This is a genomic window from Kitasatospora acidiphila (assembly GCF_006636205.1).
Lineage (GTDB): Bacteria > Actinomycetota > Actinomycetes > Streptomycetales > Streptomycetaceae > Kitasatospora > Kitasatospora acidiphila.
Window position 1 is genome coordinate 5,125,341 of record NZ_VIGB01000003.1, and the last position, 22,644, is coordinate 5,147,984.

Genomic DNA, 22,644 nt, shown 5'->3' on the forward strand with positions numbered 1-22,644 from the left:
GGTCAGCTCCTGGAGAGCAGGACGGGAAGCGCGATGCAGGTAATGGCGATCCACAGGCCGATGGCGGCGCGCATGGCGGTGCGGCGGTGCTGCTCGGGAAGCAGCCACAGCACAACTCCGAGCGCGGCGAGCGCGAGCACGGCAAGGATCGCCCCGAAGAGGGCGGCCATGGCGGGTCAGGGGGTGGCGACCGAGGCCAGCGGCGGTGCGAGGTGCGGCTCCAGCCGCTCGACCTCGGGACGCAGCTTGCCGCGGATGTGGCCGTCGCTGACCTGGCCGTAGCCAGCGTCAATGAGTGCCTGGCGCATGGCGGCGGTGCCGGGTCGGGTGCCGTTGTTGTAGAGCGCGCGGATCACCGTGCAACGCGGGTCGCTGTACGCGATCAGCGTGGGCTGCGGGGCGGGGGCGGCCTGCTGCGGTGCGGGCGCCGGGACGGCGGGTGGCGAGGCTGGCATCGGGGGCAGCGCAGGCGCGGTGACGGGCGTCAGCTGCTCGGAGGTCGGGGCCGGCACCGGGCGGCGTGACGGCCCGTTGGGAGACGTCGTTGCCATGCCAGTCGGGGTGGCGGCGAGGTGGAGCAGGTGCCCGACGACGGCTGGTGGCACCGCGCTGATGATGCCGATGAGCCAGGCCTGGTTGCCGACCATGTGGCCGCGGTCGATTTCGTGGGCGATCACCTGTGCGGCGAGCGCCAGGATGATCGCGACGACGGCGCCGACGACGGCGGAGATCCGGGCGCGGGAGCCCTTCGGTCGGGTCGCGGCGACGACGGAGGCGATCCCGGCGTAGGCGGAGAGGGAGGCCGGCATGCCGAGCGCCCACGGGTCGGACCAGCCGGCGAGGCGGGCGAGGTGGTATTCGCCGGGGGCGCACATGGCGAGGGCGATCGAGAGGACGACGGGGCGTCCGGCGGTGGTGGCGGTGCGGGCGTACCAGGGCGTCATGACGGGGCGGGGCACCGTCGGGCCGCTGGTCGCAGTAGTCTGTGCGACAGCCATGGGAGGTCTGATCTCCTGTGGTCAGGCCCTGCCAGGAGAGTTCCAGTCTCCCGGTGGGGCCGTTCTTTTTGCGGTTGTCTGCGCAGAATAGCAGGGTTTGCGGTGGTCCGTCACCGGTATGACGGCATGCCAAATCGCCGCTGGTCAGCGGGCGTTGACGGGTGTCAGGCCTCCCAGCCCCAGGCTTCGGCGAGCAGCACCGTCCGACACGGCCAGAGGGCGGGCAATGACGGCTCCTCGGTCGACTTGCAGCACGTTCTGCAACCTGGTTCGGACCAAGGGCCGTTCACAGAGGTCCGCGTGGGCCGGTGCTCGTGGAAGATCTGCCGCTCGACCGCGATCCGATGCCGCACCGCTGCTGGGCCGTACACCATGTTGAAGTAGATCTGCGCCGCCGATTCGCGGCGCCCCGGTGCGGGCCGGTCAGCCTGGGCCCATGCCTGCCCCAGGAACGCCACCGCCGGGTGCTCAGCCATCACTGCCCTCCTCCTCACAGATGCACTCGTCTTGCCAGCGCCCGCACTCCTCGCAGCCGCTCCCGTACATGTAGATGTCGATGGCGTCCGGCATCGGCGCACGCGGAGGCCGGGGCGGCAGGGTAGCCCGGGGGCCGCGTGGCTGGCGGTGCGGTGCGCGGCGGCGCTTCACCGGCGCTCCTCTCCGTACAGCGCGTCCAGCAGCTTCCGCGTCGGCACGGTGCCGGCCTCCGGGGCGCTGCGGATGACGCGGCGGACGCGGGCCAGGGTGGCCTCGGTCTCCCGCATGCGGGCCAGCTCGGGCATGAACGCCTTGCGGAGGATGCCGGCCAGGACCCGGCGCTGACGCTGGTGCTCCACCCCGAGTCCCCATCGGTCCGGCCAGTCCAGCTCGTTGACGACGGCTTCGATGCGGTCGCGGGCTGCGCGGTTGCTGCTGGGTAGCATGTCGGGGAAATCATTCATCGCTACTGCCCCCGTACAGACCGCGCCGGACTTCGGCCCGCCACGCGTCCTCGCGCTTCTGCCGCTCTACCCGCTCGGCGGCCAGCTGGGCGGAGCGCTTGCTCATCAGTTCTTCGATCTCCTGCTCGGCCCGGGCCCAGGCCTCCTGAGCAGCCTCCCAGCGGGCCAGTTGCTCGGCAGGGACCTCGTACACGCCATCCACGGTGCGGGCCCGCGCTGCAGTGTCCCACCAGCGCTCGGGCTTGGAGTCGAACTCCACGCCACGGTAGTAGTCGCTCGTTAGGTGCACACGCACGGTCTGACTCACCGCTGCTCACCGCCGAGCAGTCGGCCGAGGTCGGCGGGGGTGACGTACCCGTTCCAGCGCCCGTCGGCGAACAGCTGCTCCCCGGCGCGCTGGTAGGCGAGGTCGCACAGCTGCGAGCAGATCATGTGGCCCGTCGCGGCCACGTACCGGCGGAGGCCGGGTACGGGCAACCGGAAGCGGTGCACGGCGAGCGCCAGGTAGTCGAGGAAGCTGTACGGAGTGCGTGCCGCCGCCAGGTCCTCCGCCGCGACGGCGATCTGGGCGCGCTGCCAGTCGGTCAAGCCGGCCGGGGCGACATACAGCACGTGACGGTCGTCGTACTCCGTCAGCAGGCCCAACCGCGCCCCGCCGGGCTGGGCTTCGACGAGTTGCTGACGGCCATCAGCGTCGGGGCCGACGACCACGAACGCGTGCTCCTGGGTGCTGAAGCCGTCGCCGTTGAGCCACTGCCCGAGGCGGATCAGGAGGCCGACGGTGCCACGGATCCGCACGAGGCCGATGTCGCCAAGCTGGGGCTGGGGCTCGATCACGGTCATCACCGGCCGGTAGCCGTGGCGATGAGCCACACGACGAGGCCGAAGTCGATGAGCACGGTGATGGCGGCGCTGCCCGGGGTGATCGGCTGGCGCGGCTTACCGACCGAGCTGACGGTGAGCACGGCACCGAGCAACACGATCGCGGCGGTGATCCAGAGGACGAGGTGATGCATGTGAGGGCTCCAGGGGGTTCAGGCGGCGTGCTGCCGGTTGAGGGCGGCGAGGAGTGCGGGGAGGTGCCGCCAGTCCCAGACGCGGCGGCCGGTGCGCGGGTCGACAGGCACTGGGGCTTGGCAGTGGGGGCCGGCGGGGCAGGTGACGGTGGGTGGTTCGTCGGGGCCGGTGTGCAGGGTCAGCTCCTGCGAGCACCAGGGGCAGCCGCGGCCGGGGATGGCCGTGGAGCGGCGGTCGAGGCCGAGTGTGACGAGGGTGCGGCGGGCGCAGTCCTCGGCGACCTGCGCTGCGTGCGCGATCAGCCAATCCGGCATGCCGAGGAACCCGTCCGTGTCCTCGGCGTCCAGTCGGCCGTCGACGTAGACCGCGGCCCAGTGCGCTCCCTGGGGACGGGAGTTGCGGTAGTGCCAGAGGCGGGGGTCGTCCGAGACGTAGCTGATCTGCACTTCGGCGGCGATCTCGTCGGCGAGGTCGAACAGCAGGTCGTTGACGGTCTCCCAGGCCTCCCAGGCGTCCAGGTTGGCGGGTGCGCGCTTGTCGACCAGGGCGAGTTCGGTGCGCTCCAGGCGTTCGGCGCGGGCCTGCTCGTCGGCCAGGGCCCGCAGGTGGGCGGCGAGTTGCCGGGGTGGCCAGACGGGCGCGGGCGGGCAGTGCACGGCGGCGGCCAGGTCGCCGAGGTGCTCGCGGACGACGCGCAGGTGGTGGCGGGCGTGCTGGGTGTGCAAGGGGCGGCCTCCGGCGTGCGGGTGTGCGCCCGTCGCACACCCACACGATCAACTGATGAGCCGCTGATCTGTTACACCGGCTTGTCAGTCGAGGCTGTTCGGCTCCAGGTAGAGGAACGACACCTGCACGTCCTGGGCGCCGACCAGGTTGCAGAACGCGATGATGGCGCCGTCGAGGGCTTCCTGGCGGCCGTCTTCGACGATGACGTCGATGGTGCCGGTCTTGGTGGCGGTTCGGGGTTCGGCGCCGGCGAGTTTCCAGGTGCCGGTGATCATCCAGCAGTACTCGCGGGTCTCGGGGTCAAGTTGGAGTGTCATGGGTGCGTCCTCTCGGCGGGGCGGGTGTCGTGGTGCGGGAACGTAGGAAGCCGCCCGGTGGTTGCCGGGCGGCTGGTAATGACGGGCGTCAGCAGAACTGGAGCGGCACACCAGCGGCGGCAGCAGCCTCCATGCCGTCGGCCAGTTCCAGGCCGGACTGACGGTCGTAGCAGTCCTCCGGCCAGACGGCGTCGATGACTTCGCGGAGCCGGGGCGCGACCTGGCGGCATTCGTCCGGGGTCAGTTCGCCGTCGCAGTCGGAGTGGTTGAGCAGCGGCTTGAGCGGGGTGGTGACGGTGTCCCAGCTGAGCTTGGGTGTGTCGTCGGCGAGTCGGGCGAAGCCGTGCATCTGGTTGAGGTCGATGCCCTCGTGTGCGGCGATGGCGGTGCGGAAGCGGTGGAAGCCGCCGTACGACCACTGTGCGTCGGTGTGACTGAAGTCGAGTCCCATGGGGGTTCTCCTCGGTGGTGGGTGGTGACGGGCGTCAGCGGGTCGTCAGGCCTCGGGACTGGGGTCGACGAGGATCAGGCCGAGGGCCTCGCGGAGTTCGTCGTCGAGGCAGAGTGCGACGGGCTGTCCGCCGGTGGTGAGGCAGCAGACGATGGTGTCCTCGCCGGGCTGTTGGGGGTGGATGACGAGGCGGTCCCAGCGGACGATGAGCGGGTCCATGGCGGTGCTCCTCAGTGGTATGCGTGGTGGCGCCATTCGGCGTCGTCGTCGAGTTCGGCCCAGGTGCTGGTGCAGTCGGTGCAGGCGGGGTCGCCGTTGTGGTCGGTGTGGCCGTCGGCGTCGCGGTCGCAGCCGTGGCAGGTGTCGTCGCCCAACGGGCGCTCCTGGGTAAGTCGGTGGGGACGGCCGGGGCTGCCGTGGGCAGCCCCGGCCGACGGGGTCAGGGGCGGGCCGTCCGCGCTTCGATCGCGGGCAGGACCGTGGTGCGGAACCACGCCGACGCCTCGAATCCGCCGGAGGCGAGGTCAAGGAGCCGCTCGTAGCTGGCGTGAATCTCGCCGGTGAACTCGTTCTGCCAGGACCAGCGGATGCCCCTGGCGTCGAGCCACTGGCCGAGGCGGGCGACCAGCTCAGCGTGCAAGTCACCGCAGCCGTAACCGCGTTCGTCGCTGTAGCCGTAGGCGGTGTCGAAGGAGACCGTGAGCCAGCAGGCGGGCAGGTGGTCTGAACCGTCGCAGGCGCCGGCTTCCTCGTCGTACCACGAGCAGTCGGGGAGGTTGCAGATGCCCTCGTCGTGCTCGGCGGCTTGCTCAGAGGTGCGCAGCGGGGTGCCGGGCCGGTAAAACAGCATCAGCCAGGCGGGGAGGCCCTGGCCGGGCGTGTTGCTGAGCGTCCAGTGGCCGGAGTTGGCGGACCATGTCTCGTCGGTCCAGCGGTGGCTGTCGGTGCAGCCGAGCAGTTCGCGGCAGTGCTGGAAGACCTCCTGCGGGTCGATCTGGTCGAGCACGAAGATGCGGGTGTCCAGGGTCATGGCGAAGTCCTTGCGGCTGGCTGGGTGTTGGTCGGCTGAGTACCTCGCAGGGCGCACGGCGTCGGGTCCGTACGCCCGGGCGGCCATCAGACGACGGGGTAGTCGAACCGCTGCGCGTCGGTGGGGGTGGGCAGGCGGTAATGCTCGTCATCGCGGGCGGCCCACACGTGGATGGTGAGCGGGCCGGCCAGATCCGGTCGGGCGGTGCAGGTGTCGGCGGCGAGTTGGTCAGCGAGGGCCTGCGGGTCCGGGGCGGTGGAGTCGCTGCCGTAGCGGGAGCCTCGGGAGCCCGTGGCGGTGACGCGGTACATGAGGTGGGTCATGGCTGGCCTTCCGTGAAGGTGGTGGTTCAGGCGGCGGTGAGAATGGCGACGGCGGCGCGGTGGTAGCAGTCGCGTCCGGCGCGGCCGGCGGGGCAGGTGCAGGCCTGGCGGGCGGTGGTGTAGAGCTCTGTGCCGTCGCTGCTGACGGCGCGGTAGATGCGGCGGCCGCGAATGGGGATGATCGCGGCGTCCTCGATCAACTCGCGCGCGGCTTCGAGCTGGTGGGCCTTGTAGTCGCGCAGGTCGGCCGCCTTGGCGGCGGCGCGGAGCTTGGCAGCGCAGTGGCGGCCGCGACCCCGGGCCTGGCTGGCGGCGGAGCGGAGGGCCCGGCCGCAGCTCAGGCAGTGGGTATGCATGGCGGTCTCCCTCCGCTCTCGACTGTCTATCCTGTAGACATCTCCACTATCCCGGAGTGGCGCTCGATTGTCTACCCCATAGACACTCTGGTGCGGGATGAGTCGGCTACCCCATAGACAGCCACCGTGAGACCATGGCCCCATGACCGACTGGGAGAAGCAGCTCAAGCAGCGGCGGGCCGCGATCCGCCGAGCCGAACAGGCCCTGGAGGAGACCATTGCGGACGCCTACGACCTGGGCGGTCTCAGCTGGCGGAAGATCGGCGCCGCCGCCGAGGTCAACCATGAGTGGGCCAGGAAGACCGCGGCTGCAGTTCGCGAACGTCGCGAGGCCGGCCCTGGCGCGGATCCGCTGCCGGCCGATCCGGTCGCCAACCCACGGCGAACCCGCGCCGCCGGGCAGGACACCGAGCCAACCATGCCCGGCGAGTACACCCCTGACCTCACTCGCCTGACGCATCGTGAGCGCTCGATCATCGACTTGCTGGCTGACGGCAAGGAGCTCGTGGAGATCGCCTCCCTGTTTGGCGTTCAGCGGGAGCGGGTCGCGCAGCAGCGACGCAACGCCCGACGGAAGCTCGGCGTCACCACCGAGCCGCAGTGGCAGGCGGTACTCCGGGCATCCCAAGACGAGGCGTGACGAGCACCTCGCCAAACTGCCTGACGTCCGTAACGCCGCGCGGCCACTCGCGCTGCCCGCTCACGGCACCGCGGCTGGCCCCGCGAGCCCGGCCTCGATCCGCCGGGCGATCGCGCGCGCGTCGTCCGGCCCGGTCTGTGGCTTCGGACTGAGCCCCACCACCGGCCGCGGCCCGCGCGGCTCCCGCCGCCGGATCGCCGCCTCCACCTCCAGTACCGCCGCCGTGAGCTGGTGCACCGTCACCGGCAAGTCCAGCCGGATCGCCCACCTCGTCAGCGCCTCGTCGATCGCGTCCTCGCGGGCGGTCACGCGGCACGCTCCGGCAGCCGCAGTCGGGTCAGCCGGTGCGCCATGCCCTCGCCGGCCTCCAACTGGTCCTGGCAGCGCGCGCACTGGCAGATCACTGGCACGCGCGACTTCTCCGCTCGTGGCTCGATGGTCAGCTGGCCGGTGCGGATTGCTGCGCCGACGATGCCGGCCCGGTCGCCGGTGCCGAGCTTGCGGCCGATTCGGCGCAGGTGGCTCTTGACGGCCTGCCAGCTGACGCCGAGCCGGTCGCCGATCTGCTCGTTGGTGCCGCCGGCTGCGACGGCGGCGACGACCTCGATCTCTCGGGCGGTGAGGAGTCTCCCGGGCGTGGGTGGGGTGGGTGTGGGCATCGCTGCTCCTGGAGTTGTGTGGGCGTTCGTTGGCAGGTCAGCGGCCGTCGTGACGGGCGTCAGGCGGCCGTCAGGCGGCCGTCAGTTGGCGTCGGAGGGTGACGCTGGCGCGGTGGCGAATGGCTCGGACGGCGCCGGGTGTGCGGCCGGTGCGGGCGGCGACCTGCGCCGTGCTCAGCCCGGCCCAGTAGGTGAGTGCGAGGGTCTGCCGGTGGGCGGCTGGGAGGGTGGCGACCGCGGTGCGGATGGGCGCGGCGTCCAGCTGGGCGAGCACCTGGTCCTCCGGCCCGGGCGCCGCGGCGTGCTGGTGCCGGCCGGGGTCGTCGGTGAGCACCTCGCGCTGGGTCGCTGCCCGCTTGGCGTGGTCGGCGAGCAGGTTGCGGGCGATGGTGAGCAGCCAGGCGCCGACCGGGGCGCCGGTGGGCCGGTAGCCGGGGAGCGCGCGGATGGCCCGGACCCACACGTCCTGGGCGAGGTCGTCGGCCAGGTCCGCGCCGCACCGGCGGGCCAGGTAGCGGTGCACCGCACTCTGGTGCAGGCGGTAGAGCTCCGTGATGGCGGCGCGGTCGCCCTGCTGTGCGGCGGTCATGAGGGCTGGGGTGGTGGCCATCGCTGCTCCTGCTGCTCGTGGTGTTGTGGCGGTGGTGACGGGCGTCAGTGGCGGTGTTGGGGCGGCCCGTAAGGGGTTTGCCAGGCGGGTCGGTCGGCTGGCCCCGTCGGGTTGCCGTTGGCGTCGATGAGTCCGGCGTCCTGGAGCGCCCGGTAGAGCGCGGCGAGCTGCTGCGCGGCGGCGGTGACTGCGGGGGTGAGCGCTTCGGCGAGGCGGGCGAGTTGTGCACCGACCGCGGCGACGGTCTGGAGGAGCTGCTCGCGCTGTTCGTCGGCGCTCATTTCGGCGAGGGGCTTCATGGCTGGGTCTCCTGGAGGGGTTGGCCGGCTGCGGTGTGCGGCCGGTGACGGGCGTCAGCTGCGGGTCGACGGGGCGTCAGCGGCCGCGATGAGCACGCTGACGCGCTGGTACTTCTGTTCGGTGGTGTGGCCGTCCCACTGGGCGCGTGGGTCGTCGGCAGGTACCTGCTGGACGTGGGCGAAGAGTTCGGCGTCGCGCGGGTGGATGTGCCACGACAGCTGCTGCCCGCTGGCGGTGAGGTAGAGGATCTGCCAGCCGGGTTCGTCGACGTCGGGGGCGGGTGCGAGGACGGCGGGGTACAGCGAGGCGAGCCAGGCGAGGAGTTGGGCGCGTTCGCGGTAGGCGCCGTCCCGCTCGGACTCGGCGCGCTGTCGCGCTTCGTGCGGGGTGAGTGCGCCGGGCGCGTGCCGTTGGACGACGAGGGTGTAGAGCTCGGGCTGCTCGGCGATCTTGACGTCGAACTCCAGCCGCGTCTCCGTGTAGTTCGGGGCGTCGCCGAGCAGGGTCTTGGCCATGGCGACGTAGGCGGCGGCCATCTCGCGGCCCATGGCGAGGTCCATCTCCCAGCGGCCGGTGCGGAAGTCGGCGTACTTGAGGCCGAGTTGCTGTTCCTGCTTCTGGATCCACCGCTCGCGGGCGGCTTCGTCGCGGCCGCCGAGTTCGGCGACGAGCTGGTCGGCGCGGCTGGCCTGTTGCTGGGCCTGCAGAACGGTGCTGGCATGCGCGCGGGCGGCGTACTGGAGCCGGTCGACGAGCCAGCGCACGTACCAGGGGCGGGGCGCCTCGTTGATCTTCCGGACGGCGTCAACGACGGTGTCTCGGCGGGTGATGTAGCCGGCGCGGACGAGGGCGTCGCGGATGGCACCGCCGGTAAAACGCTGGCCCGCGAGCCGGTTCTCACCGGCGCGGCGGCGGGCGGAGTGCCAGGCGGCGCGGTAGCGGGCCCGCTCGGCGCGGAGCCGGTCGACCTCGGCGAGCAACGCGGCCACGTCCTCGTGCGCGTTGAGCACGAACTCGCGGTCGGCGTCGGCCTGGTCGCCCTCGCCGAAGTCGAGCGTGCCGATGCCGTGCTCGTAGCCGTGGTGTTCGGCGGCGACGAAGTGCGGCCCGTAGTTGGGCTGCAGGTACCAGGTTCCGCTGGTTGCCGTGCCGTGGCGGGCCAGGATGGCGGCGAGCTGCTCGCCGGTGGGCAGCTGGGTGGTCATCGGTCAGGCCTCCCCGGACGCAGTGGCGGCGGCCACCAGCTCGGGCGCCGGCTGCTGTGCGCTGGCCCGGTCGTACGCGGCGATACCCCACACGATCGCGTGGCAGGCCCACAGGTACTCCCACGACCAGTCGTCGAAGTCCGTCTCCCACTTGGCGGGGAACCCCAGGTCGTAGTCGTCGTGGTCAAACCAGGCGACCGCGGTACGGGCCCCGTCCTCGTATTCGAGGCTGTGCTCGTCGCTGTCGAGGATCTGCTCGGTGACGGCGGCAACGAGGCCCGGGTGGCGCTCCTCGCTGGCCTTGGCGGTGACGGTCAGCCACTCCCGGAACTTGGCCTCCGACCAGGCCTTGACCTGCCCGGCGTTGACCTTCTCCTGCCAGTAGCCGGGGTTGATGCCGTCGCGGCTGGTGCCGCGGAACATGCTGAACAGGTCGGCGAGCGGGTGGGTCGAGAAGACGAAGGTAGGGCCGTCGCCGCGGATGGTCATCCCGTTGGGCCAGGTGATCAGGTCGTAGCGGTAGAGGCCGCCGTACTGCGGGTTCGCGAACCGCAGGTGCCGGTACAGGCCGTCCTCGTGGAGCACGGTCAGCTGGTGTTTGGCGGTGTCGCGGGCGAACCGGGCGGCGGCGTCGGCGATCGGGTCGATGGTCATCGGTCAGGCCTCCGCGTGGGCGGCGAGGACGGCGCGGCCGAGGTCGGTGAGCAGCACCGGCCGGCCGCGGAGCGGCACGTAGTCGCCGAGCTCGACCAGGGCGTCATCGGGCTGGCCGTTGCCGCGCAGACGCTCCAACGCGGGCCGGGAGACACCCGAGCCGGGCTTGGCGGGGTCGCGGTAGACGTGGATCGGCTTGCCGGCGTCCTGCGCGGCGGCGAACCGAGCAAGGTAGCCGCGGCCCACGTCGGTCGTGCGGGGCAGCTCGGGGGCGTCGATGTCGAGCGGCTGTTCGGTCATGGGATCGCTCCAGGGGTGTGTGGCGGGCTGTGGGCGGGTCGCGCGCGCGTTCGGACGCGGGGCCGGTCTCCGGGCGGCTGGCGGCCCGTCAGCCGGTTTCTCGGGTGTGGTCTGCAGCAATCTGGGCGTCGATCTGTGCCATGCGCTCGGCGAAGGTCGGCGGCGTCCAGGTGTCGTCGCGGGGTTCGGTGCGCCGCTGGGCCTGTTCGTGGGGCCATGCGGGTCCGGTCTGGCCGCCGGGCAGGCCGAGCAGCAGCGGGGGCTGCTGGGTGTCGGTCGGCCGTTCACGCTCAGCCCACTCGATCCAGCGGACCGCGGCGGCCTCGGGCGTGGTCTGCCAGCGGTCGGCGCGCATGCGGCGGACGAACTTGCGAGTGACCTCGGCGAGCTGGCTGCCGGTGAGGACCGGGCGGCCAGCCGCGGTGCGTGCCGACTGGGCGGACGCGATGGTCTCGCTGTTCGGCTGCCAGGTCTCAGGGATCAGAGAGAGCGCCTCGGGCGCCTGCGCGCGGGGACGGTCACCTTCTTCTCTCTCAGTACCACTAGTGGGGAGGGGAGGGGAGGGGAACGCGCGCGCGTGAGTCCCATCGGAGTCCCCCCGGGACACAGACATCTGACCTGCGTGTTCGTCAGAATCGGGCCTGTGAATCGAGCTCGATTCGTCTTCGTTTCGGCTGCGATTCGCGTGCGATTCGGGGTCGATTCGCGCTCGGTTTTCCGCCTCGGCGCGCTGGTTGCGCTTCTTCGCGGCAGCCTTCGAACGGCGGTCCAGTACCTGCTTCCTGGAGAAGTTCGCCCCGGCGAGGTAGTCGTGCATCACGTAGTCGCCGTGCGGAGGTTGCGGGCAACGCGGGCAGGCGTGGCCACTCTCGTGCCACAGACCGACCGTGATCAGCTTCTGGACCTGTGGCGGGGTGCCGTACATGCTGGCGATGGCCCCGGGCACGATGCCGTCGGTCAGATGTGCCGAGCAGTACGCGCCGCAGCGCACCCAGAGGCCGATGGCGGCGTTGCCGGCCTTCAGCATCTTGGGGTGGGCGTACGCACTGTCGTCCACCGCGAACCACGTCATCGGGAGGTGCTCCTACGTTGGGGGTTGGGCGCCCGTGGCGGGGGGATCGCGGCCAGCCCCGCCACGGGCCGTACAGGGTGGTTCAGACGGGCCTGAAGAGCAGCACCGGCGCGGCGTCTACTTCGGCGAGCGGACCGGCGGCCAGCTCATGCCAGGCCGGGATACCCTGCTCGGGGATGGAGTTGACGACGCGGAGCATCGCGTGGCCGCAGCGCAGCGTTATGGAGGTGCCGGCGCCGGACGGGGCGGCGCCGAGGCGCACATCTGCCTGCGAGTCGACGCGGCCGAGCCAGGTGCGGACGAGCGGGATGTCCGCGTGGCTCAGGTGTGCGTGCCAGCGGCCCTCGTTGACGGAGTCGGCCCGATCGACCGCCATCGTGCATTCGTCGACGGCAACGGCGTACAGGTGGCTACCGAGCGCCTCCAGGCGGATGGCGGCCAGCTCGGGACGGCCATGGACGTGCGGTTCGGTGTGGTCGAGCATCGTGGTCAGCGCGTGGGCGCTGATGGTGGTGCGCATGGTGGGCTCCAGGGGCTGGGGCCGCCCGGGGATGGCCCGGGCGGCAGAACAGTTGGTCAGTGGGCCGGCGGCTGCGGGGCGGTCTCCGCGGCACTCTCGGCGTCCAGGCGGTCCGCGACCTGCCGCAGGATGTAGGCGGCCTGCGGCTTGCTGAGGCCGCTGCCGCCGTGCTCCAACAGGACGTTGCTGCTGGGCCCCGGACGCACGATCAGGAAGAACAGGGCGTCGCGGCCGTCGATGGCTACCATCGAGACGTCGTCAGTGCTCATGCGGCGGGCCTCCTGCGGCTGGGCCGCGAGTCGGCTTCGCCGATTGTTGGCGCCTGCTGCCAGCCGCCGAGGTCCCGCCACCGAGCGACGGTCTTGGGTCCTGCCCCGATCGCGCGGGCCACCTCGGTCACGGTCAGCCCGTCATGGAGGTACAGGTGCCGGGCACGCTGGATCCGCTCGGACGTGCTGACCATGTCGGCGCCCAACTCCATCGGGCCGCCGACCCGGCCAGCGAGGTTGCGGATCGTGGTCGGCCCCGATTTGGTGGCGGGCGCCGGACGGCCGTGCTCATCCCACGTGAGGTAGCTGAGGGCGTCCGTCACGCGCTGGTCCGGGTCGACCAGGCCGGCCAACACGACGATCAGCGCGATCAGCTCGGTCCGGTCGAGGTGCTCGGTGTGGTGGGCGACGTCGTGGTGGTCGCCGTCACCGCGCACGACGCACGCCAACTTCGCCGCCACCGGCAGCAGCCGCTCGGCGAGTTCACCGCGTTCGGCGGCCGTCAGGGCCGTCATGACGCACCACCGGTACGCGGGCGGGGGATCATCGGCCACTCGCCGTTCACCACGGCGGACGGGTCGGTGCGGCGCCGGTACTGCTGCCGGTCGAAGGCCTGCCCGGCCGCCCACTCGGCCTGCATCCAGTGCAGGTGCTCGACGGTCCAGTCCTGGATGTTCGGGTAGCGGCGGGCGATCTCGCCGACGATGCGGGCGGCGGCGAGAGCGTCCGCGTTGGCGGTGTGCGCCCGGCCGACCTCTACCCCGTAGTGCTTGGCGAGGGACTCCAGGTTGCGGGAGCCCTTGCGCCAGCGGTCGGCCTGGCGGTCGATCACCAGCGGATCGATGACGTGCAGATCGGTGTCGCCGAGCTGCTGAGCGAGCGACGGCAGGCCGTGCCGGGCCAACTCCCGGTCCAGGAGCGTCAGATCGTACGGCGCGTTCATCACCACCAGCGGCACGCCGGCCCGGGCCTGGGCAACGATGGCGGCCGCGATCTCGGCGACCACCGCGGCGGCCGGGCGGGCACCGCGGGCCTGCGCGTTGGTGATGCCGTGCACCTTGGTGGCGGCGCGCGGGATCGGGATGCTGGGGTTGGCCATCCACGCCCGGGTGACGGCCCGCTGGCCGCCGCCAACCTCTACCAGCGCCGCGGTGATGATCCGGTCGGACTCCACGTCCAGGCCAGTGGTTTCGGTGTCGAACGCGGCCATGCGGCCGGTGTGCCAGCTCACTCGGCACCACCCTGCTGGTTCGCGGCGCTGCCCTGACCGGGCTGAGCGGGAACGGCGCGGGTGATCTCGGCGGCGGTCACCCGCTGCTCGGGGAACGCCTCATCCGGGGTGACCTCGCCCCGCTGGAGCGACTGGTAGAGGATCTCCAGCTGCGCGAGGTCCATGTCGGTCCAGTTGGCAACCTTCCGGCCGCGGTTGTCCTCCAGCTGCTCGGTGGTGATGCCGCGAGCCTGGTAGGCGCTGGTGGCCTGGGCGATGCGCTGCGGAAGGGGAACGCCGCCGCCATGCTTGAGCGTGGCGGTGCACAGGTCCTTGGCCTGCTCGATGTACCAGACAGGCAGCACCGAGAAGATCATCTCCCGGAGGCGGCGGGACCCGTTGTTGCTGTTGTTCTCGTAGATGTCGCGGAAGTCGGCGAGTTTCTGCGCCTTGCCGTTCGCCCACCGGGCGTGCGGCACGATGAACGTGGTGGAGACGCGCTCGTTGGACTCCATGTCCCACGCCCACGCCTGCATCTCGGACTGCTCGAACTCGTCGTCGCGCCGCAACTCCACGAGGCCGTACTGGATGTTGCCCCAGCAACGAGCCAGCTCCTTCGCCAGGTGGATCGTCTCGCCGGCCACCGTCGAACTGCCCTTGGGGAAGCTGTAGAACGCGCGCTTCGCGAGGGCCGGCTGCTTGCACGCCTCGCTCATCCGGCTGATCGAGTACGCCTCGACCCGGGGGAACTGGCGGGCAACCATGACCGCGGCCTGAACTTCGGCGACAGCGCGGGACTGCTCCACTGCAGTGCCCTGGCCGACACGGCCCGGGGCGGGAGTGGCCGGCATGTACTGCTCGGCAGGGTAGTTCACTGGATCTCCTGCATCTGACGGTCCTGGGCCCACGCGGGCAGGGAGACGATCTCGACCTGGTCCGAGTAACCGGGCCAGTGGTCGGAGGCGAGGCACTCCCGGTAGATCGAGAGGGCCTTGCGGTTGCGCTGCCGGCCGATGCGGCGCGTCGCCTGGTCGAGCTGCACCACGTTGACCAGGTACGGAGGCGTCTTCTCCTGGAACACGAAGACGAAGGTCGTCGAGTCGTCGCCGAGGCCCAGCGCCCGGACCGCGTCCACGTACCACGGATCCTGCTGGTGGTAGCCGTAGTTGAGCACCGACTTGGCGATCGACTCCGGGGCCGCCGAGACGCAGCTCTTGTAGTCCGGGATGATCAGCCGACCGTGGCCCAGCGTCGGCAACCAGTCCAGACGCGCACGCCGCCACACGCCGGTGGCCTGGTCTACCCAGAACAGCGACTGTTCCGGTCGACCGCTGTCCTCGGAGAACAGCGCGCTGGCGACCGGGTGTTGGCGGATCGCCGCTGCCATCCGGTGGACCTGCTCGAACTCGGCTGGCTTCAGCGGAATCGCCCCGCGCTCGCGGGCCGCGGCAACCTCGGCCTTCACCTTGGCCGTGCGCCACTCGTCCGCGTCGATACGGACCAGCTCCGGCCCGGTGCCGAGTACGAGCCCGTGGGCGGCCGTGCCGAGGTCGAACACCTTGCGCGGCTTCTGGCCGTGCAGCTGCTCATGCCGGAACAGGGCCGGGCAGCCCGGAGCGAGCAGCCGACGGGCGCCGGTGGAGGAGAGGGAGCCGCCCGGGACCGGGTCGGCGTGGTACTGCTCGTTGGTCATCTCGTAGATGCCGGGCTCGGTGATGATGGGCCCGGCGGCCGGGGCCTCCGGCATGATGGCGGTCACTCGGCCCCAGGTTCAGCGTGTAGTAGCGGCGCGGGGTGCCGTCGCCGTGTCGGTTGAGGTGGCCCTCAGCGACGAGCCGTTCCAGGTGGCGGCGGATAGTCGCGCGGTGGCTGTGCGACTGCCAGAAGCGGCGGAAGACCGGCTTCGCGCGGCCCACGGTCCACTCGCCCTGCTCGCGGCGGATGGTGTCGAGGAGGTACTGGCGGAAGGCCAGGCGGCGTTGGTGCGGCCCGGCGGCCGGGGTGCTGGCCCCCAGCGGCTCGGTGATGGTCATCGGTGTCTCCTGGTGGGCCGGGCGCGGTGGGCGCCCGGCCGAAGTCGAGGGTCAGGCCTTGCGGGGCTGGCCGGTGCCGGTCGCGATGGCGTACTGGGCGGCGTCGTCGTAGCCCATGGCGTCGTGCAGCTGCTTCTGCAGGCCAGCGTTCGCGATGCGCAGGCCAGCCAGGTCGGCGGTCAACTTGGCCAGCTCGGCGCGCACCTGGGACTCACGCTGCCCGGCCGCCTGGCGCTCCAGCCGGTCGGCGGCCGCGCGGGCGTCCGCCACGTCGGCCCGCTGCCGGGCGGCCGTCAACTGCGCGGCCAGCTCGGCGTTGTGGTCCAGCGCTTCGCGCAGGTCGTCCGCGAGCGTGCGGAGGTTGCCGGGCCACGGCGCGGTGGCGGGACGGCGGATCAGGGACAGCAGCTTCATCGCAGGGCCTTCCTCTGCTGGGGGATGTACCGGAGGGGACGGACGCGCCGGCGGGCGGCACGGCGCTGGCAGTCGTGCCGCCACTTCGCCAGCCCCGAGCCGAGCAACACGGCGGACGGCGGCAGCCACATCGCGGCGAGCGTCAGCCCGGTCTGGAGACCCGTCATGACTCACCGTCCGGGGTGTACTCGGTCAGCACGATCACGGGGACCACGCGGTACGCGGTCTCGACCTCGTCACCCTCGTGCTGGGCGTACAGCCGCAGCACGGAGTCGTCTTCGGGCTCCTCCGGGTACCAGCGGAGGGTGGGCGCCGGGCCAACCAGCTCCCGGTACGAGTCCTCGGCGTGCGCCTGGGCCTCCTCGAGGTCGAGGTACCGGCCGAGCCGGATGCCGTCGTGCTCGGCCCGCCACACCGTCAACTCGCCGTCTCCGACGAGCGCCTGCATGTTGTCGACGGTCTTCGCCAGCAGAGCCCGAGTGTCAGCGAGTTCGGCACGCAGCTGCTCCACCTCGCCCGCCGCCGGCTGCCGTCCCGGCCGGACCTCGGTCCGCAGCAGCCCGGCCAGCGCGAGCGCCTGCACGATCTCGGCCGGCATCCCCGCATGGGTCAACGCGCTCCGCACGATCACCTCAGCGCGGTCCGTGATCTGCTCCGGCGGCACACCCAGAGCGTCCCGGGCCTCCGCCAGCTCGACCGCCAGCCGGCCGACCTCCGCCAGCAGCGTCGGCACATCCGCCTGCTGCTCCAGCTCGGCCGCGCTCAGCGGCTCCCAGGCGCTCATCGGGCACCGCCCCGGCGCTGCTGGCACCGCAGATCCTCGTAGGCGCCGCGCGCAGCGGCCGCGGTGTCGAACAGGCGAGAGCGCCCCTTCCCGTCCTCGCGCCACCGCACCCGCCACCGGCGATCGTCGTAGCGCTCGCGTCGCACCGCGCTGATCACCGGCTCGCGCTCCGGCTCCGCCTCCGACGGGGCCAGCCGCTTCAGCTCGGCGAGCGCCCCGTCCAGCTCGCCCTCCGCGTCGTCCAGGTCCGCGTCGAGCTCGTCGATCTCGTCCAGCAGCTCGCGGATCACCGGCGCCATCAGGTTCAGCCAGTGCTCGGCCTGCCGGCGGGTGTTCGGGTTCCAGCGCGCCGCCTGCGGCAGGATCGTGTCGAGCTGCATCTCCCGGAGCGCGGCCAGCCGCTCCTCGCTGATTGGCTCCCGGGCGCTCACGCCGCCACCGCCGACCCACGCTGCGGGGCCGGGTACGCCGACACCTCGACCTGCACCTCGGCGTACCGCCCGACCGCCTTCAGCTTCCAGTGCGTCTCGCCGCGGTACTCGTACTCGCTCGGGGGCCACTCCTCCAGGCCCAGCTCACGCACCCACGCGTCGAACGTGTCCGCGTCCGCGTCGTGGAGGAACACCGCCAGCACACCGTTCCGTGCCTCCACGATCGTGGCCGGCAGCTGCGGGTACAGGCGCACCAGGTTGAGCGCCGCGGTGAGCGGCCCGGCGGCGGCACGCAGGGGTGCGGTGCCGGAGGGATGATGATCTCGGTAGGCTCCATGAGGGCCTGCCTCCTTCGTTGTTCTGTCTGGGCGAGGTGGGCTCGGGTCGCCCCTGGGCTGGAATTCCGGGGCGGCCCACCCACAGGTCTGGGGTGGATCAGGCGGTGCGGCGGGCCAGCGCGTCCCGGGCCCGCGCGGCCCTCGCCTTCTGGTCGGCGGGCGCCTCTTCGGCGTGCCACGCCTTGACCTCGTCGAGGTCGAACCGGCGGCCACCGCCGCGGAGTCGCGTGACGGGGCACCCGTCGCGGACCCACTTGTTGACGGTCCAATCGGAGACGCCGTAGTAGGTCTCCAGCTCGGCCTGCTTAAGCAGCGGGGCCGGCAGCGTGCTGACGGTCATCGGCTATTGACCTTTCTTCTGTAGAAGTAGAAGCTCCAGGCATGTCGAACAGGTCCTGGAGCGGCTGGCCGAGTGCGTCGGCAATCAGCCATGCGGTACGGATGCGGCATCGCTTCCGCGCTGACGACCCCTGGGTGACGAGTACTCCGACAGCCGACCGACTCACACCGCGCCCGAGGGGATCCACCGTCTTGGTGGCCTCGGCGAGCTTGGGTATCGACCATCCGCCGGCCTTCATGGCGTCACGGAGGGGCTGGCCGTTCCTCTTGCGGTGCAGGCGGGACATGCAGGACCTCGTGGATAGGGGCGTCAGCTGCGCTGCTTGCCGCTGACATCCACATTTCTACAGTAGATGTAGAAGCATGGTCAAGGGAGTAGTGGAGAGGATTCCCGAGTGTCATTCGAGGCTTGCGGTTAATCGAACAAGCGTCCTAGTGTGGGCGAGTTTGCGCCAGCCTTCTACAGTCCGCTTGTAAACGTAGAAGACCGTTTGGCATGCTTGCGCTATGGACGAGCTCCACGAGGGCACCGAAACGCTCCCGCAGCTGATCCGGCGGGTCCAGGACGCACGTCCCGAACTCACCCAGACCGAGATCGCGCGCCGGGCCGGCGTGTCCGTTGCCGCCGTCAACACCTGGGTGAACGGTGCCCGCATGCCCTCCCGGAAGTCTTGCGACAAGCTCGCCGACGCCCTCAGCGAGCCCCGCGAGCGCGTGTTCGCCGCCGCGAATCGCCGCGTGCCCGGCCCGCTCGCCCCCGACGCCGAGGAACGGATCCTGGCGCTGTATCGTCGCCTGACCGCCGACGAGCAGCGCATCGTGGAACGGCAGCTCGCGGCTCTCGCCGCCGACGACCATCAGATGTAACTGGCATATGCCACGATTTCGTGGCGCCTCGCGCGTAGATCAGCTTAGGCGCTCGCGCAACCGGCGAGGCGGCGGTATGTTCGTGTGCCCAGACTCCGCTGCACCGTCCTCCCCCAGCGGGCACTGATGGCCACCCATGCCCCGAGGGGGACGCATGTGCATCCTGGTCCACCGCAGCCCTACTCCCGCCCACCCTGGAACGCCCAACTCCGCGTCATCACCATCCCGCCGGCCTCTCCTGCGTCAGCGAACTTATTGCCGTTCGGGCCGTGTTGGCCGAACTCGGCATCCCGCAGCCCGACGATGAGGCAGTGTGTTGGTGCGGGGCACCCGTGGAGGCCTACCGGGTGCCTGCCCAGAGACACACGAGCGAAGGGGCCTGCGTTGCCTCGTAGGGCACTGAACAACCCCCGCCAGCTCAGAAGCAAGAGCTGCGGATGTGCCGCCTGCCTGGACGAGTACCCCGGCGAGCGGAAGAAGCGTCGAGACTGCATCGGATCCTGGCAAGCCCGATACCGCGGGCCGGACGGCAAGCAGAAGGCGAAGAACTTCACCAAGAAGGGCGATGCGGACGCCTTCCTCGACCAGGTCCGCACAACGGTCCGTCAGGGCACCTACCTGGACCCGAAGCGCGGCCAGATGAAGATCGGAGACTGGTACGCGAAGTGGTGGCCGACCCAGACGAAGAAGGGCCGGCCTACCACCCGGGGACGCAAGGAGTCCCTCTGGTCGGTCCACGTGAAGCCGAAGTGGGCTGAGTGGCCGCTGGCCGCCGTCGGGTTCATTGACCTGGACGGCTGGCTGCAGAACGAGGTGAAGGGCTACCACACCCGCAAGAAGGTGCTGGAGCTGATGCGGAAGATGTTCCAGGCCGCGATCCTCGATAAGCGGATCACAACGAATCCGACCTTCGGTATCGAGCTGGAGGCGCCTGCGGCGAAGCATGCTGATGAGCTGGCACCCCCGAGCGACGAGCAGTGCGCGCTGATCCGGGCTCACCTGCCGGAGTACTACCGGCCGCTGCTCGACTTCGCTGACGAGACCGGCATGAGGTGGGGCGAGTACACCGGGCTGCGGCTGTGCAACGTCGATCTGAAGGGGGCAACCGCGAGCGTCAAGGAGATCCTCTCCGAGGATGACAGCCAACTGTTCCGTCAGCCGGCTCCGAAGACCAATGCGGGGTTCCGTACGGTGCCGCTCACGCCGGTGGCTGTGGCGGCGGCCCAGGTGATGATCGAGCGGTGGAAGCCCAAGGCGACGCAGTCCGACATCGAGGATGGCGAGCTGCATCCGGAAGAGCTGCTGTTCGTCGGCCCGCGCCGCGGCGTGCTCAGCCGGCACAACTTCCGGCGGGTCTGGGTGCAGGCGATCCAGGACGCCGGGGTCGCGCGGAAGGTGGTCAACCCGGAGACGGGGCGCACGGAGTGGTGGCCCAGGATCCACGACTACCGGCACCGGTTCGCGTCGCGACTGAAGGATGCCGGCGTGCCGGAGAAGGACGTTCAGGTGATCATGGGCCATGATCGCGGGTCGAAGGTGACGTGGCTCTACACGCACGCCGGCCCGGAGGTCGTCGAGTCCGTCCGAGCTGCTCTGGTTGCTGCTGGTCAGCCCACACTCAGGGCCGTGTCCTGAGAGTCCACAACGATTCCACAACCCCCGATCGCTGATCCTCTCTCAGTCTCTCTCATCCACAGAACTGAGAGTGGGTCAGCGCATCGGGTCAGGCACTCTGACCCCCTCTCATTCTCTCCAGACCTCGGCCAATCGCTTTCCTGTTCTTGTAAAGCGGGGGTCGTCGGTTCGAACCCGACAGGGGGCTCGCGTAGGAAGCAATGCGACCGGCGCCCGAAGGGCCAACTCACCGGAGTGATCCGGTTGGGCTGGCCCTTCGCTGTTGTTCGAGCGGTTCCGGCGGTCAGTCCGATCGTGCCACTGGCGTGCCAGAAGCGTCCGGCGGGTCGTTCTGCCCCAGCTCCTTGCGGACGGCCTTACCCACGGCTGTCCTGTGCACCTGTGCGCTCTCCCTGCGCCTCCCCACGCGTCGATACCGCACGCCGCTATGGCTAATAAGAAGAGAACGAACGGCCTTTGGCGCTACTGGGGTCTGATTGCCTTCGTTGTTGCTATGACCGGATGGTTTACAGCTGACTTTGGGCCTCTCGGAATCACAGCCTTGTCCGCTCTGAGCTTCCTCTGGTTTCTCTTCCAGGCGCCAGTCCCGTGCGGTGCCCTGAACCGCGGCGACGTTGCGACATGCCGCAATAACGGCAACGGCGTTCTTCGTGGTTGTCATATCAGGCAGCATCAGTGGCAGAGGCTGAAGGGGCTCGTCCTGCGACGCCGATGGCGAGAGATTTCGGCGGACCTCTTCCCCAATGCCACTACGAGCCTTGCGAGCTTGGGGGCGATCGTTGCACTTCTGTCGTCGACCATCGGAGTCGTGAAGTCCCTGACTGGCAACGGCTGATGTATTTGCCGACGAGATGGGTCGTCGTCCGAGGCTGAGCAGTGCCCACCGCATGGCACCTGGGATGATCTGATCAGCGTGCCTCGCGAAGAAAGTTGTGAGGCACGGAGTCCATACCCCCGACTCGTTCGCTGGGCGGAGCCAGTTGTCGCGCACGATTGTCCTACGGCCTTCGCGCGACCTGCCCGGCTGCTGGCTGGGCGAGGGCACACAGCCACCCGCTGGGATCCCCGCCGGGAGCCCCATGAGCCTGCTCGTTTCAGGTCGAGGTCTATCGCCGCATTCCAGTGCGCGTCGTCTTCGTCGAGCGTTCCGTAGGTGGCCCGGCACTCCATGAAGCCATGTATGTCGGCAAGCGATCGGATTCTCCGGGCCAGGCGGACAAACTGCCAGGAGTTTTCGGGCTGCCTGGCCAGGCCAGGACGCGTCGAAGCGGCCGGTCGGCTGAGCCTGAGGGCCTACAATCGTGGCCGTTGCTGCGACCTTGGCGAAGCAAGCTATCGCGTTGGATCCCCCCCGAGGGTTACTCGACGCGCTGCCCTCGACGGCAGAGCCGAGGGCCAGTCAGCCGGTCATCTCAGAGAGCCTTCCCCGCAGAGGCCCCTCGAGCTCGAGGTTGTCGCCTCGGGTGGTGGTCTGTAGCAGTTCGGTGATGACCACGAGCTCCGCGAACCTCCCCGCCGGCGTGTCGAGGATGTGCCCGAGTCGCCGCCGGATTTCTGCGGCGGTATCCGGGACAAGGAGACTGTAGGAGAACAGCAGTGCTGCGTCGTAACCGGCGGGTGCGGCGCCCCAGCCTTCCCAGTCGAGGACTGTGAGGGTCGGGCCCGTGAGGTTGGCCCAGTGCAGGTCGCCGTGGGCGGTCGTCCAGGCGGGCACCTTGGTGTCGATCGGGATGCCGAGGTACTGCGGCATGGCGCGGTCCAGGTACTCCTGGCGGACCGCCACTCGGTCGCTGGGGACGGTGGCGATGGCGTCGAGGGCGGTGCTGAGTTCATCCCACCAGGCGTCGTTCAGGTCAGGCGCTTTCCGGAGGGTCGGCTCGTGGGTGGCGATGGTGGGAACGGTGACCCTGTCGTACAGCTCGGCCAGGTAACCGTGTTCGCGTTCGGTCCAGGTTTGCCGGCCCCTCAGCCGTGGTCGGGGGACCGCAGGAGGCACGAGTCGCTCCGCCTCCTGTGGTCCCTCCCAAAGCTTGCCGCCGGCTTTCTCGGCCGGGGCGGACACCAGACGGAGCCAGCCTTCGCCGGACGTCGTGGTGACCGGGCGGCTGAGGGTTCGTCCGCGCCAGCCCCACGACTCGTGGGAGCCGTTCGGGGTCACGCCGAGCACCGTCGCCGCTGTGCTGTGTGCTTCGCGCATCCGCTCGG

The 22,644-nt window shown here is 70.5% G+C and carries 38 protein-coding genes; 3 read left to right on the forward strand and 35 right to left on the reverse strand.

Annotated features, from left to right (window positions below; genetic code table 11):
* Positions 1–2 precede the first annotated feature (2 nt).
* The 15 genes from E6W39_RS39640 to E6W39_RS24350 all read right to left on the reverse strand — a co-directional run bounded on the left by E6W39_RS39640 (position 3) and on the right by E6W39_RS24350 (position 6,159).
* Complete coding sequence (locus E6W39_RS39640) at positions 3–170, reverse strand: hypothetical protein (protein ID WP_181799424.1); 168 nt, start codon at positions 168–170, stop codon at positions 3–5.
* 6 nt (positions 171–176) lie between these two features.
* Positions 177–998, reverse strand: a complete 822-nt coding sequence (locus E6W39_RS24295) for a hypothetical protein (RefSeq protein ID WP_228718333.1) — start codon at positions 996–998, stop codon at positions 177–179.
* 164 nt (positions 999–1,162) lie between these two features.
* On the reverse strand, positions 1,163–1,474 hold the full coding sequence (locus E6W39_RS24300) for a hypothetical protein (RefSeq protein WP_141635333.1): 312 nt from the start codon (positions 1,472–1,474) through the stop codon (positions 1,163–1,165).
* 168 nt (positions 1,475–1,642) lie between these two features.
* Positions 1,643–1,921 (reverse strand): hypothetical protein, encoded by a 279-nt coding sequence (locus E6W39_RS24305; RefSeq protein WP_181799425.1) that lies wholly within the window; start codon positions 1,919–1,921, stop codon positions 1,643–1,645.
* A 10-nt stretch (positions 1,922–1,931) separates the two neighbouring features.
* Complete coding sequence (locus E6W39_RS24310) at positions 1,932–2,234, reverse strand: hypothetical protein (protein ID WP_141635335.1); 303 nt, start codon at positions 2,232–2,234, stop codon at positions 1,932–1,934.
* Positions 2,235–2,242: 8 nt separating this feature from the next.
* On the reverse strand, positions 2,243–2,782 hold the full coding sequence (locus E6W39_RS24315) for a hypothetical protein (RefSeq protein WP_181799426.1): 540 nt from the start codon (positions 2,780–2,782) through the stop codon (positions 2,243–2,245).
* A complete protein-coding gene (locus tag E6W39_RS39645) occupies positions 2,782–2,955 on the reverse strand; it encodes a hypothetical protein (protein WP_181799427.1) in 174 nt (57 codons plus the stop codon). The genes E6W39_RS24315 and E6W39_RS39645 overlap by 1 nt, the downstream gene beginning before the upstream one ends.
* Positions 2,956–2,973: 18 nt before the next feature.
* Positions 2,974–3,681 carry a hypothetical protein gene (locus E6W39_RS24320; RefSeq protein WP_141635336.1) on the reverse strand — a complete coding sequence of 236 codons (708 nt, stop codon included), beginning with the start codon at positions 3,679–3,681 and terminating at the stop codon, positions 2,974–2,976.
* A gap of 84 nt (positions 3,682–3,765) precedes the next feature.
* The gene (locus E6W39_RS24325; protein WP_141635337.1) at positions 3,766–3,999 is read right to left on the reverse strand and encodes a hypothetical protein; all 234 of its coding nucleotides are present in this window, start codon (positions 3,997–3,999) and stop codon (positions 3,766–3,768) included.
* Positions 4,000–4,087: 88 nt separating this feature from the next.
* Positions 4,088–4,450: a hypothetical protein gene (locus tag E6W39_RS24330; protein ID WP_141635338.1), complete on the reverse strand. Its 363-nt coding sequence runs from the start codon at positions 4,448–4,450 to the stop codon at positions 4,088–4,090.
* A 45-nt stretch (positions 4,451–4,495) separates the two neighbouring features.
* Positions 4,496–4,669 carry a hypothetical protein gene (locus E6W39_RS39650; protein WP_181799428.1) on the reverse strand — a complete coding sequence of 58 codons (174 nt, stop codon included), beginning with the start codon at positions 4,667–4,669 and terminating at the stop codon, positions 4,496–4,498.
* 11 nt (positions 4,670–4,680) lie between these two features.
* Positions 4,681–4,824 (reverse strand): hypothetical protein, encoded by a 144-nt coding sequence (locus tag E6W39_RS39655; protein ID WP_181799429.1) that lies wholly within the window; start codon positions 4,822–4,824, stop codon positions 4,681–4,683.
* A gap of 65 nt (positions 4,825–4,889) precedes the next feature.
* The gene (locus tag E6W39_RS24340; RefSeq protein WP_141635339.1) at positions 4,890–5,480 is read right to left on the reverse strand and encodes a hypothetical protein; all 591 of its coding nucleotides are present in this window, start codon (positions 5,478–5,480) and stop codon (positions 4,890–4,892) included.
* 86 nt (positions 5,481–5,566) lie between these two features.
* Positions 5,567–5,803 carry a hypothetical protein gene (locus E6W39_RS24345; protein ID WP_141635340.1) on the reverse strand — a complete coding sequence of 79 codons (237 nt, stop codon included), beginning with the start codon at positions 5,801–5,803 and terminating at the stop codon, positions 5,567–5,569.
* Positions 5,804–5,829: 26 nt separating this feature from the next.
* Positions 5,830–6,159 carry a DUF6011 domain-containing protein gene (locus E6W39_RS24350; RefSeq protein WP_141635341.1) on the reverse strand — a complete coding sequence of 110 codons (330 nt, stop codon included), beginning with the start codon at positions 6,157–6,159 and terminating at the stop codon, positions 5,830–5,832.
* A gap of 142 nt (positions 6,160–6,301) precedes the next feature.
* Here E6W39_RS24350 and E6W39_RS24355 point away from each other — a divergent pair, with 142 nt between their 5' ends.
* On the forward strand, positions 6,302–6,799 hold the full coding sequence (locus E6W39_RS24355) for a helix-turn-helix transcriptional regulator (RefSeq protein WP_141635342.1): 498 nt from the start codon (positions 6,302–6,304) through the stop codon (positions 6,797–6,799).
* Between the two features lie 60 nt (positions 6,800–6,859).
* Here the strand turns inward: E6W39_RS24355 and E6W39_RS39660 are convergent, their stop codons facing one another.
* The 19 genes from E6W39_RS39660 to E6W39_RS24450 form a co-directional block, all read right to left on the reverse strand.
* On the reverse strand, positions 6,860–7,108 hold the full coding sequence (locus E6W39_RS39660; RefSeq protein ID WP_181799430.1) for a hypothetical protein: 249 nt from the start codon (positions 7,106–7,108) through the stop codon (positions 6,860–6,862).
* A complete protein-coding gene (locus E6W39_RS44255) occupies positions 7,105–7,458 on the reverse strand; it encodes a response regulator transcription factor (RefSeq protein ID WP_141635343.1) in 354 nt (117 codons plus the stop codon). Before E6W39_RS44255 ends, E6W39_RS39660 begins: the two co-directional genes overlap by 4 nt.
* 70 nt (positions 7,459–7,528) lie before the next feature.
* Positions 7,529–8,068, reverse strand: a complete 540-nt coding sequence (locus tag E6W39_RS24370; RefSeq protein ID WP_141635344.1) for an RNA polymerase sigma factor — start codon at positions 8,066–8,068, stop codon at positions 7,529–7,531.
* Positions 8,069–8,112: 44 nt separating this feature from the next.
* Positions 8,113–8,367, reverse strand: a complete 255-nt coding sequence (locus E6W39_RS24375; protein ID WP_141635345.1) for a hypothetical protein — start codon at positions 8,365–8,367, stop codon at positions 8,113–8,115.
* Positions 8,368–8,421: 54 nt separating this feature from the next.
* Positions 8,422–9,573: a hypothetical protein gene (locus tag E6W39_RS39665; RefSeq protein ID WP_181799431.1), complete on the reverse strand. Its 1,152-nt coding sequence runs from the start codon at positions 9,571–9,573 to the stop codon at positions 8,422–8,424.
* Positions 9,574–9,576: 3 nt separating this feature from the next.
* Positions 9,577–10,227, reverse strand: coding sequence for a hypothetical protein (locus tag E6W39_RS24385; RefSeq protein ID WP_141635346.1), 651 nt, complete (start codon positions 10,225–10,227; stop codon positions 9,577–9,579).
* Positions 10,228–10,230: 3 nt separating this feature from the next.
* Positions 10,231–10,527 carry a hypothetical protein gene (locus tag E6W39_RS24390; RefSeq protein WP_141635347.1) on the reverse strand — a complete coding sequence of 99 codons (297 nt, stop codon included), beginning with the start codon at positions 10,525–10,527 and terminating at the stop codon, positions 10,231–10,233.
* Between the two features lie 88 nt (positions 10,528–10,615).
* Positions 10,616–11,599 carry a hypothetical protein gene (locus E6W39_RS24395; RefSeq protein ID WP_141635348.1) on the reverse strand — a complete coding sequence of 328 codons (984 nt, stop codon included), beginning with the start codon at positions 11,597–11,599 and terminating at the stop codon, positions 10,616–10,618.
* 82 nt (positions 11,600–11,681) lie between these two features.
* A complete protein-coding gene (locus E6W39_RS24400; RefSeq protein WP_141635349.1) occupies positions 11,682–12,119 on the reverse strand; it encodes a hypothetical protein in 438 nt (145 codons plus the stop codon).
* A 56-nt stretch (positions 12,120–12,175) separates the two neighbouring features.
* On the reverse strand, positions 12,176–12,388 hold the full coding sequence (locus E6W39_RS24405) for a hypothetical protein (RefSeq protein ID WP_141635350.1): 213 nt from the start codon (positions 12,386–12,388) through the stop codon (positions 12,176–12,178).
* A complete protein-coding gene (locus E6W39_RS24410) occupies positions 12,385–12,903 on the reverse strand; it encodes a terminase gpP N-terminus-related DNA-binding protein (RefSeq protein WP_141635351.1) in 519 nt (172 codons plus the stop codon). Before E6W39_RS24410 ends, E6W39_RS24405 begins: the two co-directional genes overlap by 4 nt.
* On the reverse strand, positions 12,900–13,619 hold the full coding sequence (locus E6W39_RS24415; protein ID WP_141635352.1) for an exonuclease domain-containing protein: 720 nt from the start codon (positions 13,617–13,619) through the stop codon (positions 12,900–12,902). Before E6W39_RS24415 ends, E6W39_RS24410 begins: the two co-directional genes overlap by 4 nt.
* Positions 13,616–14,473 (reverse strand): hypothetical protein, encoded by an 858-nt coding sequence (locus E6W39_RS24420; protein ID WP_228718335.1) that lies wholly within the window; start codon positions 14,471–14,473, stop codon positions 13,616–13,618. The genes E6W39_RS24415 and E6W39_RS24420 overlap by 4 nt, the downstream gene beginning before the upstream one ends.
* The gene (locus tag E6W39_RS24425) at positions 14,470–15,357 is read right to left on the reverse strand and encodes a PD-(D/E)XK nuclease-like domain-containing protein (RefSeq protein ID WP_228718336.1); all 888 of its coding nucleotides are present in this window, start codon (positions 15,355–15,357) and stop codon (positions 14,470–14,472) included. Before E6W39_RS24425 ends, E6W39_RS24420 begins: the two co-directional genes overlap by 4 nt.
* A gap of 325 nt (positions 15,358–15,682) precedes the next feature.
* A complete protein-coding gene (locus tag E6W39_RS24430; protein WP_141635353.1) occupies positions 15,683–16,045 on the reverse strand; it encodes a hypothetical protein in 363 nt (120 codons plus the stop codon).
* 163 nt (positions 16,046–16,208) lie between these two features.
* Entirely contained in the window at positions 16,209–16,829 is a 621-nt protein-coding gene (locus E6W39_RS24435) for a hypothetical protein (protein WP_141635354.1), read from the reverse strand.
* Entirely contained in the window at positions 16,826–17,260 is a 435-nt protein-coding gene (locus E6W39_RS24440; protein WP_141635355.1) for a hypothetical protein, read from the reverse strand. The genes E6W39_RS24435 and E6W39_RS24440 overlap by 4 nt, the downstream gene beginning before the upstream one ends.
* A complete protein-coding gene (locus E6W39_RS24445; protein ID WP_141635356.1) occupies positions 17,257–17,514 on the reverse strand; it encodes a hypothetical protein in 258 nt (85 codons plus the stop codon). The genes E6W39_RS24440 and E6W39_RS24445 overlap by 4 nt, the downstream gene beginning before the upstream one ends.
* Before the next feature lie 181 nt (positions 17,515–17,695).
* The gene (locus E6W39_RS24450; protein ID WP_141635357.1) at positions 17,696–17,938 is read right to left on the reverse strand and encodes a terminase small subunit; all 243 of its coding nucleotides are present in this window, start codon (positions 17,936–17,938) and stop codon (positions 17,696–17,698) included.
* A 506-nt stretch (positions 17,939–18,444) separates the two neighbouring features.
* Here E6W39_RS24450 and E6W39_RS24460 point away from each other — a divergent pair.
* Both E6W39_RS24460 and E6W39_RS24465 read left to right on the forward strand, forming a co-directional pair.
* On the forward strand, positions 18,445–18,804 hold the full coding sequence (locus E6W39_RS24460; RefSeq protein WP_220140258.1) for a helix-turn-helix transcriptional regulator: 360 nt from the start codon (positions 18,445–18,447) through the stop codon (positions 18,802–18,804).
* Between the two features lie 639 nt (positions 18,805–19,443).
* Entirely contained in the window at positions 19,444–20,439 is a 996-nt protein-coding gene (locus tag E6W39_RS24465) for a tyrosine-type recombinase/integrase (protein ID WP_228718337.1), read from the forward strand.
* A 1,399-nt stretch (positions 20,440–21,838) separates the two neighbouring features.
* Here the strand turns inward: E6W39_RS24465 and E6W39_RS24475 are convergent.
* Complete coding sequence (locus E6W39_RS24475; RefSeq protein ID WP_228718338.1) at positions 21,839–22,636, reverse strand: phosphotransferase family protein; 798 nt, start codon at positions 22,634–22,636, stop codon at positions 21,839–21,841.
* Between the last annotated feature and the right edge of the window lie 8 nt (positions 22,637–22,644).

Excerpts from the sequence above, each read along its gene's own strand:
- E6W39_RS39640 (WP_181799424.1), bottom strand. The coding sequence starts at position 170 with ATGGCCGCCCTCTTCGGGGCGATCCTTGCCGTGCTCGCGCTCGCCGCG.
- E6W39_RS24295 (WP_228718333.1), bottom strand. The coding sequence starts at position 998 with ATGGCTGTCGCACAGACTACTGCGACCAGCGGCCCGACGGTGCCCCGC.
- E6W39_RS24300 (WP_141635333.1), bottom strand. The coding sequence starts at position 1,474 with ATGGCTGAGCACCCGGCGGTGGCGTTCCTGGGGCAGGCATGGGCCCAG.
- E6W39_RS24305 (WP_181799425.1), bottom strand. The coding sequence starts at position 1,921 with ATGCTACCCAGCAGCAACCGCGCAGCCCGCGACCGCATCGAAGCCGTC.
- E6W39_RS24315 (WP_181799426.1), bottom strand. The coding sequence starts at position 2,782 with ATGACCGTGATCGAGCCCCAGCCCCAGCTTGGCGACATCGGCCTCGTG.
- E6W39_RS39645 (WP_181799427.1), bottom strand. The coding sequence starts at position 2,955 with ATGCATCACCTCGTCCTCTGGATCACCGCCGCGATCGTGTTGCTCGGT.
- E6W39_RS24325 (WP_141635337.1), bottom strand. The coding sequence starts at position 3,999 with ATGACACTCCAACTTGACCCCGAGACCCGCGAGTACTGCTGGATGATC.
- E6W39_RS24330 (WP_141635338.1), bottom strand. The coding sequence starts at position 4,450 with ATGGGACTCGACTTCAGTCACACCGACGCACAGTGGTCGTACGGCGGC.
- E6W39_RS39650 (WP_181799428.1), bottom strand. The coding sequence starts at position 4,669 with ATGGACCCGCTCATCGTCCGCTGGGACCGCCTCGTCATCCACCCCCAA.
- E6W39_RS24340 (WP_141635339.1), bottom strand. The coding sequence starts at position 5,480 with ATGACCCTGGACACCCGCATCTTCGTGCTCGACCAGATCGACCCGCAG.
- E6W39_RS24345 (WP_141635340.1), bottom strand. The coding sequence starts at position 5,803 with ATGACCCACCTCATGTACCGCGTCACCGCCACGGGCTCCCGAGGCTCC.
- E6W39_RS24350 (WP_141635341.1), bottom strand. The coding sequence starts at position 6,159 with ATGCATACCCACTGCCTGAGCTGCGGCCGGGCCCTCCGCTCCGCCGCC.
- E6W39_RS24355 (WP_141635342.1), top strand. The coding sequence starts at position 6,302 with ATGACCGACTGGGAGAAGCAGCTCAAGCAGCGGCGGGCCGCGATCCGC.
- E6W39_RS44255 (WP_141635343.1), bottom strand. The coding sequence starts at position 7,458 with ATGCCCACACCCACCCCACCCACGCCCGGGAGACTCCTCACCGCCCGA.
- E6W39_RS24370 (WP_141635344.1), bottom strand. The coding sequence starts at position 8,068 with ATGGCCACCACCCCAGCCCTCATGACCGCCGCACAGCAGGGCGACCGC.
- E6W39_RS24375 (WP_141635345.1), bottom strand. The coding sequence starts at position 8,367 with ATGAAGCCCCTCGCCGAAATGAGCGCCGACGAACAGCGCGAGCAGCTC.
- E6W39_RS39665 (WP_181799431.1), bottom strand. The coding sequence starts at position 9,573 with ATGACCACCCAGCTGCCCACCGGCGAGCAGCTCGCCGCCATCCTGGCC.
- E6W39_RS24385 (WP_141635346.1), bottom strand. The coding sequence starts at position 10,227 with ATGACCATCGACCCGATCGCCGACGCCGCCGCCCGGTTCGCCCGCGAC.
- E6W39_RS24390 (WP_141635347.1), bottom strand. The coding sequence starts at position 10,527 with ATGACCGAACAGCCGCTCGACATCGACGCCCCCGAGCTGCCCCGCACG.
- E6W39_RS24395 (WP_141635348.1), bottom strand. The coding sequence starts at position 11,599 with ATGACGTGGTTCGCGGTGGACGACAGTGCGTACGCCCACCCCAAGATG.
- E6W39_RS24400 (WP_141635349.1), bottom strand. The coding sequence starts at position 12,119 with ATGCGCACCACCATCAGCGCCCACGCGCTGACCACGATGCTCGACCAC.
- E6W39_RS24405 (WP_141635350.1), bottom strand. The coding sequence starts at position 12,388 with ATGAGCACTGACGACGTCTCGATGGTAGCCATCGACGGCCGCGACGCC.
- E6W39_RS24410 (WP_141635351.1), bottom strand. The coding sequence starts at position 12,903 with ATGACGGCCCTGACGGCCGCCGAACGCGGTGAACTCGCCGAGCGGCTG.
- E6W39_RS24430 (WP_141635353.1), bottom strand. The coding sequence starts at position 16,045 with ATGAAGCTGCTGTCCCTGATCCGCCGTCCCGCCACCGCGCCGTGGCCC.
- E6W39_RS24435 (WP_141635354.1), bottom strand. The coding sequence starts at position 16,829 with ATGAGCGCCTGGGAGCCGCTGAGCGCGGCCGAGCTGGAGCAGCAGGCG.
- E6W39_RS24450 (WP_141635357.1), bottom strand. The coding sequence starts at position 17,938 with ATGACCGTCAGCACGCTGCCGGCCCCGCTGCTTAAGCAGGCCGAGCTG.
- E6W39_RS24460 (WP_220140258.1), top strand. The coding sequence starts at position 18,445 with ATGGACGAGCTCCACGAGGGCACCGAAACGCTCCCGCAGCTGATCCGG.
- E6W39_RS24465 (WP_228718337.1), top strand. The coding sequence starts at position 19,444 with ATGAAGATCGGAGACTGGTACGCGAAGTGGTGGCCGACCCAGACGAAG.
- E6W39_RS24475 (WP_228718338.1), bottom strand. The coding sequence starts at position 22,636 with ATGCGCGAAGCACACAGCACAGCGGCGACGGTGCTCGGCGTGACCCCG.